This is a genomic window from Xanthomonas sp. NCPPB 3218, assembly GCF_056725185.1.
In genome coordinates this window covers 4192268-4207729 of the sequence record NZ_CM161516.1, presented here as the reverse complement: position 1 = coordinate 4207729, position 15462 = coordinate 4192268, and the positions used below count along the sequence as shown (strand labels likewise).

Genomic DNA, 15462 nt, shown 5'->3' with positions numbered 1-15462 from the left:
CGGCCGTCAGGTCATCCGGCCCGCACCACGCCGCGTCCGGTGAAACGGTCGTCCAGTTGCAGATCCGCCAGCCACGGCGCCTGCCAGCGTCCGGAACCGATGCATTGCAGCGGGATCTGGACCGAGGTTCGGTCGAAGTCCAGCAGGTAGCTTTGGTCCTGCGCAACCTGGCAGACGTCTGCAATGAACGCCAACGCACCTTCGTGCACCTGCGCGATCGTCGCCCATTGCGCTGTCGACAGTTCCGGATGGGCGTAGACCGCAGTCGGAACGTCGTTGCTGGCTGTGAAGCAGGAAAATTGCGGCGAAGGAGCGGTGAGCAGTGTTTCCAAGAGCAGGTCGTGGCGCAGGATCGCTGACTGCTCCGGGTCGCTCTCGGTACGCCCATCGAAATAGCGAGCGGCTGCCCAGCTCTGCGCAGTAATCTTTGTGGCGCGCCCGTTCAATGCAAAATAAGCGCCACCCAGCGGCTGTCCGGTCAATCTTGTGAGGTTGGCCTGGATGGTGCCGGAATAACCTATATCGGCCACCATGGCGGTGCCGTCGCCTGCAATCGCTCTCCAGTAATGCAGGTAAGCCGTCCTTTCAGTTTCGGCAAGCGCCAGCAGTTCGTTGATCGCCGGGGCAATCAGTTCCAGCAGCTCGGCATGCATCTCCGGCAGGTAGACATCGCGTTGCATGACCGGGCGGCCCAGGCGACGTTCCAGAATATGTGCTGCAGCCTCTCCCAGGCGCGCCTGTACCAGGTTGCCCAGTGTTCCGGTGTAGGTGCTGTCCAGCAGCAGTGCAAGATCGTCCGGCGCATGCAGTGAGGGGGTTCCGGTTCCCCGCCGCGACGCCAGCAGATACTTGCCATGCAGCTGCTGCGGTGCAGGGGATGTCTGCCTCACCAGCTGGAACCCCTGCTCCAGCAGGTGGCCTTCCCGGCTCAGGAACAAGATCGTTTCGATATTGCGTTGCGTCGCCGTGCGGATCAGCCAGGCGAGATAATCGAAGATCAGCGGGCCGATCACCACATAGCCCAGACATGCCGGTGAAAGAATCGGCAAGGGCATCAACGTTTCCGGATACCGGTCGGCAAGGTCGGCGAACCGATTGGCCAGCAGGCCAAGCCACAACTGGTCCTGCCACCGGGTTGCCGCCCCCGAAGCGGCTCTCAGCGGGCGCAATGCAGGAATCACCTCCAGCAGTGCGGATGGCCGAAGCACATGCACCGGTGTCAACAGCTTGTGCATCTGTGGACGCTGGACATCTGCATGTTCGTTGTCGCCGACATGCAGCCACTGGGAGGCATCGATTTTCTCGAGGGCCGGCAGCTCCCTCCAGACATTGTCGGCATCCTTGCGCCAGCCCGTCTCGCAGGACACATACCAGGCAGCCGGCAGTGCGCTGACTTCTGGTGGCAGGACCTGCTGCAGCAATGCGCTATCCAGATACATGTCCGAAAGCGCAACCAGGCGGATGCCACGTTGTTTTAGTTGCGTCGCTGCTGCGATCACGCCCTGGCGTGGTCGCAGCAGCCGGGCTTCCAGGGCCACTTCCAGTGCCTGGAGGGCGCTGGTCGGAAGTCCCTTCGCATCGGGCAGGCCAGCCAGTGTGGCGTAGATGCTCGATAGATCGACATCGGCGCCACGTTGATGGCGCGCTTTTGACTCGGCAAGTTCGCGTAGTTCGAGAAAATTTCCGATCCCGAATTGGCGTGCTATCAGGTGGGCAAGAAAGGCGCGGGCACCGGCCGGAAACAGGAACGGCCTCACTACCAAGGTGTCGAAGATATCCAGCGACACCAGTCGAGCCTGCAGGGACGACAGTGTCAATCGTGTGGCGATCGGCGTCTCGAGCGACGCCTGCCAGTTGCGTCCACCCTCGTCGCTGAGTGACAGCGTCCCGTCTTGCGGCAGGATGCCGATGCGATACCGCTGATGGCGCACCACAGCGACGAACAAGCGTTCCACTGCGTGGTGCAGTGTGCCGTCGATCTGCCCGTGCTCTTCGGGGAAGTCCTTGAGTTCCAGATTCAGTGCGTACAACGGCCGCAGTGCATCCACCTTCGCCCAGAACATCGATCCGGCAGGAAAATCGATGTACTCCGAGGGGCTGATGTCGAATCCAAGTCGCTGGGCAAGTGTGCGACAGACGCTGAAATTGCTGAGCCAGGTATGCGCCCACAGCAGCACCCGCTCGTAACTTTCGGGATAAAGCATGCCAAGCCGCGGCTCGGCCTGAAACATCCCCAGTTGCCAGGCGATACGCTCCGGGCTCCCCATCAGGGATGACACCAGGTAGCGACGCCACTCGCCTTGTTCGCTGCCGGTATACAGCGATTTTTTCGTATGCAGATGGCCGACAACATCCAATGCCAGGATCTGCTCGCGAAACGTCACCAAGAGCGGTGCGATGTCACGGCCGCGATTGGGCACGACGCGTATCTCGAGCTTCTCGACCTGCGGCAGCTTTGAAAAGCGCTCGCGCGCCTGAGCTGCGGCTGTGTCATCCATCACCGATACCAGCAGGTCATAACCCGCCGGCATGTGCTGGAGCGACTGCGCGAATTCGTCGATCAGGTCGGGATAGAAGACGTGCAGCATCACGCCAATCTTGAGCTGCAGCTGCGACAGGGGAGCAGGCGCGGGGAATGGGTGTTGGTCAGGCAGGCGATGAACCGCCGGGCGTGCGCGCCCGGCTAGCTGTAACCGCCCCACCAAGCCACGAATTCCCAGGGCGCGTATCAGCTTGAGTGCCCGTATTGCGACTGCGGTTGCGCCGGAGAAACCGCCGCCATGGAGTTCTACCGAGCGACGCGCCGCAGCCATGAGTTTGGAAAGACTGCCGGTCACGCGGTACGCCACTGGCTACTCACAGATTCTGGTAGTTCGGGCCCGAACCACCCTCCGGCGTGACCCAGGTGATGATCTCGTACGGGTCCTTGATGTCGCAGGTCTTGCAGTGCACGCAGTTGGCGGCGTTGATCTGCAGGCGCTTGCCGGAGGGGCTGCCGGTGTCTGCGACCATTTCGTAGACGTTGGCCGGGCAGAAGCGGGTGCAGGGGTTGTCGTACTCCTGTACGCAGCGGGTGGCGCAGACGTCGGTGTCGAGCACCTTCAGATGCACGGGCTGGTCTTCGTCGTGCTCGGTGGCAGCGAAGTAGACCGCCTGCAGGCGGTCGCGCGGGGCGAGCTCGCGCGTGCCGTAGTCGCGGTTGGGTTGCTCGTAGTCGCCGATCTTGTGCAATGCCGACCAGTCGGGTTTGTTCTTCAGCGTCCATGGCGAGGCGCCCTTGAGCGCGGTTTCCCAGGCGGCATTGAGCAGGCCGAACCACAAACCCTTCTTGAAGCCGGGCTTGATGTTGCGCACCTGCTTCAACTCGGCCATCGCATCGGACGCGCGCAGTTTCGCGTCGAAGCCTTGCGGCGCCAGCCGCGATTGCACCAGATGTTCGGCGGCCAGCATGCCGCTGCGGATCGCCTGATGGGTGCCCTTGATCTTGGGCACGTTGAGCAGGCCGGCGGTGTCGCCGATCAGCAGGGCACCGGGCATTTCCACCTTCGGCAGCGACTGCCAGCCGCCGGTGACGATGGCGCGCGCGCCGGCCGAGAGGATGCTGCCGCCTTCCAGCAATGGCTTGATCAGCGCGTGGTTCTTCCATTGCTGGAAGGCTTCCCACGGCTGGTACTTCGGGTCGCTGTAGTCCAGCCCGCTCACGTAACCGAGCGCGATCTGGTTGTTGTCCAGGTGATACAGGAAGCTGCCGCCGTAGGTGCGGTTGTCGGCCGGCCAGCCTAGCGTGTGCACGATCTTGCCGGGACTGACGCGCCCCTCCGGTACCTGCCACAGCTCCTTGATGCCGATCGAATAGCCCTGCGGGTCGGCATCGGCGGTGAGGTCGAAGCGTTTGAGCAGGCGCTTGGTCAGATGCCCGCGCGCGCCTTCGGCCAGCACGGTGACCTTGGCACGGATGTCGATGCCGGCGGTGTAACCGGGCTTGTGCGAACCGTCCTTGGCCACGCCCATGTCGCCGATACGCACGCCGATGACCTGGCCGTTGTCGTCGTGCAGGGTTTCGGCGGCGGCAAAGCCGGGGTAGATCTCCACGCCCAGCGCTTCGGCCTGCGGCGCCAGCCAGGCGCACATTGCGCCCAGGCTGACGATGAAGTTGCCGTGGTTGCGCATGCCTGGCGGCACCACCGGGAACTTGCGCGCGCTGTCCTTGCCGAGAAACCAGAATTCGTCGTCGGTGGCGGCCACGCAGATCGGCGGTGGGCTGTCGCGCCAGCCCGGCAGCAAGGCGTCCAGCGGGCCCGGCTCGATCACCGCGCCGGACAGGATATGCGCACCGATGGTGCTGGATTTTTCGATCACGCAGACGCTGATGGCCGGATCGAGCTGCTTGAGCCGGATCGCAAAGGCCAGCCCTGCCGGACCGGCGCCGACGGTGACGACGTCGTACTCCATCACGTCGCGCTCGACCGTCTCTGGCGCATTTGCGCCGACTCCTGCTTCCGACATTGCTCCGCTCCCGTTGGCTCGATGGCTGCTGCGCATTTTCCGGGATTCGATGTGACGGCGGCAAATCGGATCGATTCATCCGCGCCGCGCAGCCTCCACTCAGCGGGCGCGTGCTAGCGTTTGATGCATGAAGATTCGGGTGGCGTTGCCGCAAGCGGAGATCGCCTGGTGTCGCGGCTGGTTGCCGCGCGCGCAGGCCGATGCGCTGCTGCAGGCGCTGCTGACGCAGGTGCAATGGGAAGTACACCGTATCCGCATGTTCGGGCGGACGGTGGATTCGCCGCGTCTGAGCAGCTGGATGGGCGATCCGGACGCCAGCTATCGCTACTCGGGCACGCAGTTCGCGCCGCAGCCGTGGCTGGAGGTATTGCAGCCTTTACGCGCACGCCTGCAGGCCGAGACCGGGGCGCCGTTCAACAGCGTGCTGGCCAACCGCTACCGCAGCGGCAACGATGCGATGGGCTGGCATAGCGACGACGAGCCGGAGTTGGGAGCGCGACCATTGATCGCCTCGGTAAGCCTGGGCGCGACGCGGCGCTTTGCATTCAAACATCGCGACGATGCTGCGTTGAAGCAGACGCTGGAATTGGGGCACGGCGATCTGCTGCTGATGGCAGGCGAGACCCAGCGCCACTACAAGCATGCATTGCCGCGCACCGCAAAGCCCATCGGCGAGCGCATCAATCTGACCTTTCGCCAGATTGCGCCGCGCGTGTCCCCGCCATAAGAGCGGCTAACGAAGCGTAGCGAGCGCTTGGCTGGCAGTGAGTGCAGTGGTTTTGTTGTCCACATCTTGGTGGATGTAGTCAGCAGTGCGAGTCAAACGCTGAGTGGGTCGAGGGCGCTGTGCCCTCACCGCTCGCGGGACACGCCGTGAACCCGTCCCTGGGGGCTCGGTGGCGGCATCCATGCCGCCACACGGTCCCGCAATCGGTGAGGACACCGCACCAGACAGTTTGTTGGCTGCTTTGTTGAAAGCCATGCACACCGACCATCTCGACTGGTCCTTGCCCGCCCACCGTCGCGGGACCTTCTGCGGCATGGATGCCGCAGAAGAGCCTACATGGACGTACTTGCGGCGTGTCCCGCGATGGTGGGCGGGCAAGGGCCCTGCAGCCAGGCCGCAGATCAGCCGCCCTGCGGTAGACCGGCGTGAAGTGCTTTGTTAACCGCTCTAAGATCTGTCGCCTGCGCTTACAGCGGACGCGGCAGGCTCTGGCTGTCCTGCTGGCCGGTGACCAAGGTCCAGCCGACCAGTTCGGTGGTGACCTGCGTCATCGCCTGTTCGAATGCCGCTGCCACCGCAGCCGTGTCGGTGCCGCTGGACGGGCGTGCGACCAGGAAGGTGCGCGAAGCCACCACGCGCTGATCGGCGGCGTGCAGCAGTTTGGCATTGAGTTCGATGGTGGCTGAGGGCAGCGACTGGCCGGCGTAATCGGACTCGAAGCGGCGCAGGTCGATCGCCAGTTTGTAGTCGGAGCGGATGCCGGTGCCGATACGGGCGACGGCGGCGATCTTGCCGGAGTCCTCGAACGCGCGGACCACGCTGTCTTCCAGCATATCGGTGGCCGGCTGCGCCCAGCCTGCGCCGTGATAGACCTGCAACTCGCCCGGGGTCGGGCGTACGTTGATGCGCGGGCTGTCGATCACCCGCGCGGCGCTGGGCTTGGACACCGACAGCTGCCAGCTCACCTGCGGCCAGGACGGGTTCGGCGCGATCCGCACGTTAGGTGCGTAGATGGTGGCCGGCTTCTTGTCGCCGCCGGTCAACACCGAGCAGCCGCCCAGCGCCAGCAACGAGACGCACAACATGGGACGCAACAGACGCATGGCAGTCATTTCGGTTCGAACTCCTTGGGTGCGTCGCGGCCGAGCAGGTAGCGCGCAGGGTTGTTGTCCAGTTTGTCGCTGACCCGGCGCAGGTCGCGGATCAGGCCGCGCAATTCGGTCAGCGTGGGCCCGAGCTGGCCCAGGCCGTCGTTGGCAAAACTATTGATGGCCGCGCGGTTCTCGCCAAGGATGTTGTCGGCGTTGCCGGCGGCCGAATCCAGCTTGACCAGGGTGGCATCGAGCTTTTCCAGGATGCCCGGCAGCTGCTGCACCAGGTTCTGGTCCAGCCGCTTGATGGTGCCATTGGTGGTGGTCAGAGTGGTGTCCAGATTGCGTGCGGCATCGCGCGCGCTGACGATCAGCGCCTGCATGCCTTCGTCGCGGTCGGCGATGCCACCACTGATCTTTTCCAGGTTCTGCAAGGTGGCGGTGATGCTGGCCACGTTCTTGTCCGAGAGCATCTGGTCCATGCGCTCGACGATGCGGTTGGCGGTGTCGGTGATGTTCTGCAGCGCCGACGGCGTGGTCTGGATGATCGGCGCATCGCTCTTGTCGATGGTGGTCAGCGACGGGGCCTCGGGCGTGCCACCGGAGAGCTGGATGATCGACGGGCCGGTCAGGCTGGTGATGGCCAGCTTGGCGCGCGTATCGCTCTTGATCGGCGTGGTGGAGTTCACCCGCACGTGCGCGACCACCTGGCGCGGGTCGTTTGGTGCCAGCGTCAGCTCTGTGATCGAGCCGACCGCGATGCCGTTGTATTGCACCGGGCTGCCGACCGACAGGCCGGTCACCGCCTCGCGGAACACCACCCGGTATTGCTGCCAGGTACGGTCGGAGGAGTATTTCGCGGCCCATAGCCCGAACAGCAGCAGGGCCAGGCCCGCCACGATGGTGAAGGCGCCGATCAGGACGTAATTGGCTTTGGTTTCCATGCTCAGGCGGTCTCGGTGGAGTCGGTCTTGGCCGCGCGCGCGGCGCGGGCGCGCGGACCGTGGAAATATTCCTGGATCCAGGGGTGGTCGATCTGCTCGACTTCGGCCAGCGGCGCGTTGGCGATCACCTTGCGATCGGCCAGCACCGCGATGCGGTCGCAGATGGCGTACAGCGTATCCAGGTCATGCGTGATCAGGAACACGGTCAGGCCCAGCGCCTGTTGCAGGGTGCGGATCAACCGGTCGAAGGCGGCCGCGCCGATCGGGTCCAGCCCGGCGGTGGGCTCGTCCAGAAACAGCAGCGGCGGATCCAGCGCCAGCGCCCGCGCCAGGCCGGCGCGCTTGCGCATGCCGCCGGACAATTGCGAGGGCAGCTTGTCCAGCGCATCGGCCGGCAGGCCGGCCAGCTTGATCTTCAGCAGCGCCAGCTCGAAATACCAGCGCTCGGGAAACTCGCCGTGATGTTCCTTCAGCGGGACCTGCACGTTTTCGCCGACGGTCATCGACGAGAACAGCGCGCCGTCCTGAAACAGCACCCCGGTATTGCGGGTGATGTGCTGGCGGTCGGCGAAACGGCCCGAGCGTGCGTCCGCACCCAACACCTGGATGCTGCCGGCGTCGGGCTCGCGCAGGCCCAGGATGCTGCGCATCAGCACCGACTTGCCGGTGCCCGAGCCGCCGACCACGCCCAGGATCTCGCCGCGCCGCACGTCCAGATCCAGCTCCTCGTGCACGACCTGGCTGCCGAAGCGATTGGTCAGCCCGCGCACCGAAATCGCCAGCTGGTCGTCGTCGGCGTCGGTCTCTGTGCCGGGATTGGGGATTTGGGATTCGGGATTGGTCACAGCACAGTTCTCCCGAGTGTCAGGGCGCCAGCTGCGCTTGTGCCTTGCACGAATCCCGAATCCCGAATGTCGAATCCCAGCCTCATCACCACCCCATCTTCATGAACCACAGCGCGGCGACCGCGTCGAGGATGATGACCAAGGAAATCGTCTGCACCACCGAGGAGGTGGTGCGTTCGCCAACCGACTGCGCGGTGCCGCTGACCTTCAGGCCTTCCAGGCAGCCGATCAGGCCGATCACCAGCGCAAACAGCGGCGCCTTGGATAGGCCGACCAGGAAATGCCGCAGCTGGATGGTGTCGTGCATGCGCGCCAGGTACATCTGCGGCGGGATATCCAGATCGAATGCGCCCACGGTGACGCCACCGGCCAGGCCGGCGATCATCGCGATGAAGGTCAGCAGCGGCAGGGTGAAGATCAGCGCAAGCAGGCGCGGAATCACCAGCAGGTCGATCGGGTCCAGGCCCAGGGTGCGGATCGCGTCCACTTCCTCGCGCGATTTCATCGCACCGATCTGCGCGGTAAACGCACTGGCGGTGCGCCCGGCCAGCACGATGGCGGTCAGCAGCACCGCGAATTCGCGCAGGAAGGCGATCGACACCAGCTCCACCACGTAAATCTCCGCGCCGAAGTCGCGCAGGATGGTCGAGCCCAGGAATGCGATCACCGCGCCGACCAGATACGACAGCAGCACCACCAGCGGCACCGCATCCAGGCCGACCTGCTCCATGTGGTGCACGGTGGAGGTCAGGCGGAAGCGCCGCGGCTCGTGGATCAGCCGCGCGATCTTGACCAGGTTCTCGCCCAGAAAGCTGTTCAGCTCCAGAATGCCCTGGCCGACGCCGTGGGTGGTGCGGCCCAGACGGTCCAGCGCGGCGACGAAGCCGTAGTCGCGTTTGGGCTTGGGGCGTTCGTCGTTGAGTTCCTCGATGGTGCACACCAGCGCCTGGTGCTCATCGCGGAAGTCGATCGCGTCTTCCTTCAGGCCCATGCGGCTGGCGAAGCGCAGCAGCTGCAGCACCCCGGCCGAGTCCAGTTGCCCGATGCCGCGCGCGTCGATGCGCCGGATCCCTTCGGGCACGGCCTGCAGCAGCTCGGCCTGGGGCAACGCGGTCGCCAGGACCCAACTGCCAGCAAGGCGGACCTGTGCGTGATCCTGCGAGTCTTGTTCGATGCGTGGAGGTTGCGCTTTGATCATGGGTGGCCTGTCCGTGGCGCCAGCATACCGCGCCCGGCGTGAGCGAATGATGGGGACGCTTCGCCGCTGCGGTCCCGGCACAGACAATCGGCGCGCCGGCCAGGTGCGCTGCGGCATACACTGACGGTCTCGCCAGACGGCGTTTCTCCGATCCGACCCGCCACGCATGTCCGCTGCCACCGTCGTCCAACCGTCCGCCAGCGCCACCTATGCCCAGCGCGTCGCCTTTGTTTCGGAAATCGCCGGACGCCTGCATTCCTACGGCACCACGGCGCAGCGCCTGGAGGCCGCCGTGGTCGGGCTGTCGCACAAGCTGGGCTTGGACTGCGAGCCCTGGTCCAATCCCACCGGGATCATTTTGAGCTTCAGCGACCCGACCAAGGCCATCGGCTCCAGCGACATCACCCGGGTGATCCGGCTGGCTCCGGGCGAGAACGACCTTTACAAGCTCAGCGTGGCCGATTACGTGGCCGACGGCGTGGCCAACGGGCGCATGAGCATCGCGCAGGGCCACACCGCGCTGCGGCGGCTGGACCGCGAGGTCGATCGGCGCGGCAAGACCATGCAGGTGCTGGCATTCGGGCTGGCCGCCGCCGGCGTGGCAGGGCTGTGGAAACTGCCCTGGCTGGACATCGCCACCGCCGGCGCGATCGGCATGTCGATCGGCCTGCTGACCCAATACACCGACAGGCGGCCGGCGACCAAGGAAGCCGGCGAGGCGCTGGCCGGCCTGCTGGCCGGGGTGGTGGCCGCCGTGGTGGCGTCGCTGGTCGGGCCACTGAACCTCAACACGGTGATCATCGCCTCGCTGGTGGTGCTGCTGCCCGGCATGTCGTTGACCAATGCCTTCAACGAGCTGGCCAGCCAGCACTGGGTCTCGGGCACGGCGCGGCTGGCCGGTGCGGTGACCACGGTGCTCAAGCTCACCGTCGGTGCAGTGATCGCGGTGACGCTGACCCAGGTGCTCGGCCTGCATCCGCAGGTGGCCGCATTGCGCCCGCAGGCCGGCTGGGTGGAATGGGCCTCGCTGCTGGTGGCCGCTTATGCGTTTGCGGTGTTGTTCAAGGCCAATCGACGTGATTATTTATGGATCATGGCGGCGGCCATGTCCGGGTATGTCATCGCGCGTTATGCCGGGCACGCCTGGGGCGGTCCGGCCGGTGTCTTTGCATCGGCCATGGCATTGACCGCCGCCGGTAATCTGTTCGGGCGGGTGATACAAAAACCCGGGGCATTGATCCGTTTGCCCGGCATCATCATGCTGGTTCCGGGCAGTGTCAGCCTGCGCGGCTTTCTGACCCTGATACAGCAACAGGATGTCAGTGTGGGGCAGGCCGCGCTATTGGCGGTGACCAATATCGTGATGGCCTTGATGGCCGGATTGCTGTTCGGCAATCTGTTGATTCCGGCCCGCAAGAATTTATGACCGGCAGAAAACGCGCAATAAAAAACGCCGGCACTGCCGGCGTTTTTTATTGGTAACAATCAAGCCGCCTTGGGCTTCTTGGTCACGCGCTTGGTGGCGGCTTTGCGCGGCGCGGCCTTCTTGGCCGGGGTCTTCTTGGCGCTGACCTTGCTGATCAGAAAGTCTTCGACCTTCTTGCCGGCGGCGGTCAGTTCGGCCAGCCAGCGCGGCTGCTTGCCGCGGCCGGTCCAGGCTTCCTGGGGATTGGCGGGGTTGCGATATTTCGGCGCAACCTTGCCCAGCTTGCGGCCGGCGCGCGGACCCGGCTTGGCAGCGGCAGCCGAACGGCCCGCACCGGCGCTGGCGCCAAACAATTCTTCGATGGAATAACCCTGGGCTTTTGCCGCGCGGGTCAGCTGCGTGCGGACCTTGGCAATCGGGGCGCGCTTGGCAACCACGGTCTGCTGCTTTTTCGCGTTTTTGATCAGGGCACCCAATTGCTTGGCCGACAGGCCGCTAAGATCGATCGACATCACTACTCCGGAAGATGAGAGAGAAAAGAATGCCGGTCCGTGGCAGCGCTGGCCATCATAATGTCAGAAAACCCGGGTGACAAATGCGCCGAAATACTCCGGCGCATTGTGTTCATCTAATCGAAGTAGTTTCGGGTGATTTGATCAACGACCCAGGCGGGAGAATAATCCGGCCTTATCCAGGTTTTCTGCTGCTTCCGCAGTACGGGCACGATATTCAAAGGTACCGGCGGCCAATCCGCGTTCGGAGACCACCACCCGATGCGGAATGCCCAGCAGTTCCATATCGGCAAACATCGCACCCGGGCGCAGGCCGCGATCGTCCAGCGCCGCTTCAATGCCTGCGTCAAGCAATTCGTCCAGCAATGCCTGAGCGGCGGCAATCACCTGCGCATCCTGCTTGGGGTTGATGATGCAGACCACCACCTGCCACGGTGCCATCGGCGCGGGCCAGACGATGCCGGCATCGTCATGGTTCTGCTCGATCGCCGCGGCCACGATGCGCGATATGCCGATGCCGTAGCAGCCCATCTTCATCACTGCGGGCTTGCCGTTCTCGTCGATGACGGTGGCCTGCAATGCCTGCGCATACTGGCTGCCGAGCTGGAACACATGCCCCACCTCGATGCCGCGGGCCAGCCGCAGCTCGCCGCCGTCGGCCGCACGTTCGCCGTCGATGACGTTGCGCACATCGGCAACGGTTTCCGGTTCCGGCAGGTCGCGGCCCCAGTTGACGCCCACCAAGTGCGCGCCGGGCACATTGGCGCCGACCACGAAATCGGCCAGCGCCGCGACATCGCGATCTGCCACCACGCGCACCGGGCGGGCGGTATTGACCGGACCCAGGAAGCCCGGCTCGCAGCCGAGGTGGTCGCGGATTTCGGTTTCGTTGGCCAGGCGGTAGCCGGCCAGGCCGGCGACCTTGCCAAGCTTGATCTCGTTGACGGCATGATCGCCGCGCACCAGCACCAGCACGAAGCCGGCTTCGGTCATCACCGCCACCGACTTGACCGTGCGCTGCAGCGCGATGCCCAGCAACTGGGCGACGTCTTCGCAGGTCTTCTGGGTGGGCGTTGCGACCTGGTGCATTGCCTCGCCAGCCGCAGCGCGCGGGGCGGGCAGGGCGGCGCTGGCGGTTTCCACGTTGGCGGCGTAATCGGAGCCGGTGGAGAACGCCAGCGAGTCCTCGCCGGAGGCGGCGATGACGTGGAATTCCTGCGAGGCGTCGCCGCCGATGGCGCCGGAGTCGGCCTGCACGGCGCGGAATTCCAGCCCCAACCGGGTAAAGATGCGGGTATAGGCCGCGCGCATGTTGTCGTATTCGCGCGCCATGTCGGCATCGGTGAGATGGAAGGAATAGGCATCCTTCATCAGGAATTCGCGCGCGCGCATCACCCCGAAGCGCGGGCGGATCTCATCGCGGAACTTGGTCTGGATCTGGTAGAAGTTCATCGGCAGCTGCTTGTAGCTGTTGATCTCCTGGCGCGCGAATTCGGCCGCGGCCTCTTCGGCGGTCGGGCTGTAGCAGAACTCCTGCTCCTTGCGATCCTTGATCTTGAGCAACTGCCCGCCGAACTTCTCCCAACGGCCGGTGGCGTCCCACAGCTCGCGCGGCTGGATGGTGGGGAACAGCACTTCCACCGCCCCGGCGCGGTTCATTTCCTCGCGCACGATGGCCTCGACCTTGCGCAGCACGCGCAGACCCAGTGGCGACCAGGTGTACAGCCCGGAGGCCAGCTTGCGGATCATGCCCGCGCGCAGCATCAGACGGTGGCTGACCAGCTCGGCGTCGGCCGGGGTTTCCTTGGTGGTGTGCAGGTGGAACTGGGAAAGACGCATCGGGCTTCGCTTGGGCGGAAAGCCCATAGTTTGCCAGTCTCGCGCCCTGCCGGTCAGGGGCACCGGCCGATCGGCCGGATGCCGGGACCGGTATGTGGCCGGCCCCGGGCCGGCTCAGGTGGCCGGATTGCCGCTCGCTGCCGGCTTGCAATAGGCCTTGGCCGCCGCCTCGGCGAGATTGCGCTGCGCCGCGCGTGCGTCCGGGTCCAGCGGGGTGCCGGGCTTGCCGTCGGCGCCGGCGCCCATGGTGACCTCGCCCTTGCCGCTGAGCAGTTCCAGGTTGCGGCGTGCGGTCAGGCAGTCGGCCGATTCGGGCGTGGTGGTTTCCGGCGCGGCGATGGCAGCGGTGCCGCTGCGCGCATCGATCCGGCGCGCTTCGTAGCGCTGGCCGGCCGGTGGCGGAGTTTCGGTGTAGTGGGTGACGCCCTTGGCGTCCTTCCATTTATACAGATCGGTCGCGCCGGCGGCGGCGCTGGCCAGCATCAGCAGGGCGCATAGCCCGGACGACAGGTGCATGTGGCTTCCCCTGGATGATTCCCGCGGCGATTGCAGCATCCGCGGCCCGCGCTGGCAAGTGACGCTGCAGGCGCACAGGCGCGCTACCGCCGGACGGACCTCAGGCCCTACACTTGCCGGATGGATGAGATGAGACCGCCCCCGCGCTCGCGCACGATTTACCTGCTGCCGAACCTGTTCACCACCGCCGGGCTGTTTTCCGGTTTCTACGCCATCATCGCCGCCGCCAATGGGCAATTCGTCCAGGCCGCCATGGCGGTGTTCGTGGCCGCGGTGATGGACGGGCTGGACGGCCGGGTCGCGCGCCTGACCAATACCAGCAGCGAATTCGGCGTGCAGTACGACTCGCTGGCCGACCTGGTCAGCTTCGGCATGGCCCCGGCGTTGGTGATGTACCACTGGTCGCTGTCGGCATTGAAGTACGACAGCAACGTGATGGGTCGGGTCGGCTGGTCGGCCGCCTTTCTGTATGCGGCCTGCGCGGCGCTGCGGCTGGCGCGCTTCAACACGCAGGTCGGCGTGGTCGACAAGCGCTGGTTCATCGGCCTGGCCAGCCCGGCGGCCGCCGGCCTGATGATGTCCTTCGTCTGGGCCTTTGCCGACGATAGCCTGGGCTTCGACGGCGAGCAGCTGCGTTACCTGGCGCTGGCGGTCACCGTGGTGGCGGCCTTGCTGATGGTCAGCCGGATCCGGTTCTGGAGTTTCAAGGGCGGCGCGCGTGGTCCGCGCGCCGACCGTGTGCCGTTCCTGGCGCTGGCGATCGCCACGGTGGTGATCGCGTTGCTGGTGATCGATCTGGCCCGTTCGCTGCTGGTGATCGGCGTGCTGTATGCGCTGTCCGGCCCGGTGATGTGGCTGTGGCGGCGCTGGCGGCGCACGCCCGAGTTGCCATGAGTCAATTGGCCTCCGAGCCGATGTGGTCCGATCTGCAGGTGTCGTATCTGCAGGCGTTGGGGCACACCGTGTATCTGGACCGCGACGCCGTGGACGCGGCGGCACCTGACGAGACGAGCGAGCATGCGCCGGCGGCGGCTGCACCGTCACGCGTGGAGCGCGCGCCATCGATGCCGCCACCCGCGGCACCGCCTGTGGTCCGGCGCAGCGCACCCGCTGCGCCGGCCGACGCGCCGTCTGCGGTCACGACTGCGCCATCGGCAGCGCCGCAGCGGCGCAGCCGGGTCGGCATGCCCGATCGCCTGCAGATGGCATTGCTGCGCGCCTCCGGCTGCAATCCAGGCGATCCGAATACCCAGGCCTTGATGGCGTCCTGGCCGCTGGCCGAGTTGCGTGGCAATCCGGCGGCCAAGCGCGCGCTGTGGCCGCAACTGCGTGCGCTGCGGCGGCGTCGGGATCCGGCATGAGCGCGTTGAACGTGCCGCTGCCCACCTCGCTACGCGCCATGCGCGAGAGCGATCTGGATGTGGTGATGGAGATCGAACACCGCGCCTATCCGTTTCCGTGGACGCGCAGCATCTTTCGCGACTGCCTGCAGGCCGGCTATCCGGGCTGGGTGATGGAGCAGGGCGGGCAGGTCATTGGCTACGGGGTGATCAGCATCGCCGCCGACGAAGCGCACGTGCTCAATGTCTGCATCGCACCGGAGGCGCAATCCCAGGGGCATGGCCGGGTGCTGTTGCGCGCGCTGATCAAGGGCGCCTGCGATCGCGGCGCGCGGCGGGCGTTTCTGGAAGTGCGCCCGTCCAACCCGTCGGCGATTGCGCTGTATCACTCCGAAGGCTTCAATGAAATCGGGCGGCGCCCACGCTACTACCCCTCCAACACCGGCCGCGAAGATGCGTTGGTGATGGCGATTGAGTTGTCCTTCGAAGGGTTTTCCTGAGCGGCATCGGCGGTTGCT

Annotated in this window: 14 protein-coding genes; 5 read left to right on the top strand and 9 right to left on the bottom strand. The window is 65.5% G+C overall.

Features of this window, described 5'->3' with window-relative positions:
• Positions 1-11 precede the first annotated feature (11 nt).
• Entirely contained in the window at positions 12-2747 is a 2736-nt protein-coding gene (locus AC1PLS_RS17325) for a rhamnan synthesis F family protein (protein ID WP_481104513.1), read from the bottom strand.
• Positions 2748-2856: 109 nt separating this feature from the next.
• Entirely contained in the window at positions 2857-4506 is a 1650-nt protein-coding gene (locus AC1PLS_RS17320) for an electron transfer flavoprotein-ubiquinone oxidoreductase (RefSeq protein ID WP_184433444.1), read from the bottom strand.
• A gap of 127 nt (positions 4507-4633) precedes the next feature.
• Here AC1PLS_RS17320 and AC1PLS_RS17315 point away from each other — a divergent pair, with 127 nt between their 5' ends.
• The gene (locus AC1PLS_RS17315) at positions 4634-5233 is read left to right on the top strand and encodes an alpha-ketoglutarate-dependent dioxygenase AlkB family protein (protein WP_184433447.1); all 600 of its coding nucleotides are present in this window, start codon (positions 4634-4636) and stop codon (positions 5231-5233) included.
• 467 nt (positions 5234-5700) lie between these two features.
• On the opposite strand, the gene AC1PLS_RS17310 is transcribed toward AC1PLS_RS17315, so the two are convergent.
• The 4 genes from AC1PLS_RS17310 to AC1PLS_RS17295 form a co-directional block, all read right to left on the bottom strand.
• Complete coding sequence (locus tag AC1PLS_RS17310; protein WP_054592898.1) at positions 5701-6345, bottom strand: ABC-type transport auxiliary lipoprotein family protein; 645 nt, start codon at positions 6343-6345, stop codon at positions 5701-5703.
• Positions 6342-7268 carry an MlaD family protein gene (locus AC1PLS_RS17305; RefSeq protein WP_011035876.1) on the bottom strand — a complete coding sequence of 309 codons (927 nt, stop codon included), beginning with the start codon at positions 7266-7268 and terminating at the stop codon, positions 6342-6344. The genes AC1PLS_RS17310 and AC1PLS_RS17305 overlap by 4 nt, the downstream gene beginning before the upstream one ends.
• Positions 7269-7270: 2 nt before the next feature.
• On the bottom strand, positions 7271-8113 hold the full coding sequence (locus tag AC1PLS_RS17300; RefSeq protein ID WP_104544606.1) for an ABC transporter ATP-binding protein: 843 nt from the start codon (positions 8111-8113) through the stop codon (positions 7271-7273).
• Positions 8114-8198: 85 nt separating this feature from the next.
• Positions 8199-9428 carry an MlaE family ABC transporter permease gene (locus AC1PLS_RS17295; RefSeq protein ID WP_372358572.1) on the bottom strand — a complete coding sequence of 410 codons (1230 nt, stop codon included), beginning with the start codon at positions 9426-9428 and terminating at the stop codon, positions 8199-8201.
• A 49-nt stretch (positions 9429-9477) separates the two neighbouring features.
• Between AC1PLS_RS17295 and AC1PLS_RS17290 the strand changes: the two genes are divergently transcribed.
• Positions 9478-10737 (top strand): threonine/serine exporter family protein, encoded by a 1260-nt coding sequence (locus AC1PLS_RS17290; RefSeq protein ID WP_024938335.1) that lies wholly within the window; start codon positions 9478-9480, stop codon positions 10735-10737.
• A 59-nt stretch (positions 10738-10796) separates the two neighbouring features.
• Here AC1PLS_RS17290 and AC1PLS_RS17285 read toward each other — a convergent pair whose 3' ends face one another.
• The 3 genes from AC1PLS_RS17285 to AC1PLS_RS17275 form a co-directional block, all read right to left on the bottom strand.
• The gene (locus tag AC1PLS_RS17285; protein ID WP_024939137.1) at positions 10797-11249 is read right to left on the bottom strand and encodes an H-NS histone family protein; all 453 of its coding nucleotides are present in this window, start codon (positions 11247-11249) and stop codon (positions 10797-10799) included.
• A 144-nt stretch (positions 11250-11393) separates the two neighbouring features.
• A complete protein-coding gene (locus tag AC1PLS_RS17280) occupies positions 11394-13088 on the bottom strand; it encodes a proline--tRNA ligase (protein WP_184433450.1) in 1695 nt (564 codons plus the stop codon).
• 114 nt (positions 13089-13202) lie between these two features.
• Positions 13203-13604: a DUF4124 domain-containing protein gene (locus tag AC1PLS_RS17275; RefSeq protein WP_024939135.1), complete on the bottom strand. Its 402-nt coding sequence runs from the start codon at positions 13602-13604 to the stop codon at positions 13203-13205.
• Positions 13605-13724: 120 nt separating this feature from the next.
• Between AC1PLS_RS17275 and pssA the strand changes: the two genes are divergently transcribed.
• The 3 genes from pssA to rimI are packed head-to-tail and all read left to right on the top strand — an operon-like array spanning position 13725 to position 15444.
• Entirely contained in the window at positions 13725-14498 is a 774-nt protein-coding gene (gene pssA, locus AC1PLS_RS17270; protein ID WP_016902892.1) for a CDP-diacylglycerol--serine O-phosphatidyltransferase, read from the top strand.
• A complete protein-coding gene (locus AC1PLS_RS17265) occupies positions 14495-14965 on the top strand; it encodes an alanine acetyltransferase (RefSeq protein WP_046344356.1) in 471 nt (156 codons plus the stop codon). Before pssA ends, AC1PLS_RS17265 begins: the two co-directional genes overlap by 4 nt.
• Positions 14962-15444, top strand: coding sequence for a ribosomal protein S18-alanine N-acetyltransferase (gene rimI / locus AC1PLS_RS17260; protein WP_024939133.1), 483 nt, complete (start codon positions 14962-14964; stop codon positions 15442-15444). Before AC1PLS_RS17265 ends, rimI begins: the two co-directional genes overlap by 4 nt.
• The last annotated feature ends 18 nt before the right edge of the window (positions 15445-15462 follow it).